This is a genomic window from Telluria sp. AZSoR62, from assembly GCF_058111565.1.
Map to the genome: position 1 here is coordinate 1 of NZ_JBYTST010000298.1, position 273 is coordinate 273.

1 protein-coding gene is annotated in these 273 nt (G+C 62.6%); it reads right to left on the reverse strand.

Features of this window, described 5'->3' with window-relative positions; genetic code table 11:
- Window positions 1-224: hypothetical protein (locus AC3XQU_RS23875; protein WP_489876612.1), on the reverse strand; the 224-nt coding region annotated here is incomplete at its 3' end.
- Window positions 225-273 lie beyond the last annotated feature (49 nt).

A 273-nucleotide genomic window follows, 5' to 3' on the forward strand; every position in this document is an offset into this window, starting at 1 on the left:
GACGGGGTGAAGACCTGCAGGTTCCGGGAGCCCACGCTGGCGGAGTCCCGGAATGTGTATTGCGTGCCCCAATGGTCTTCGATGGCAATTTCCGGGACGGCTCTCCCGGCAGCGGACTCCACGTGGATGTTGACCACAAGGCAACTGCTCCAGACTTCGACGGAGAGCACCGTGAACTCGGCGCCCCGTGCCAGGTGCAAGCCGTACGTGGGCGGCAGGAGCATCTTCCGGAGGGTGCCTTTCGGTATTAGGTTTCGCATCATCGCCCCCAAT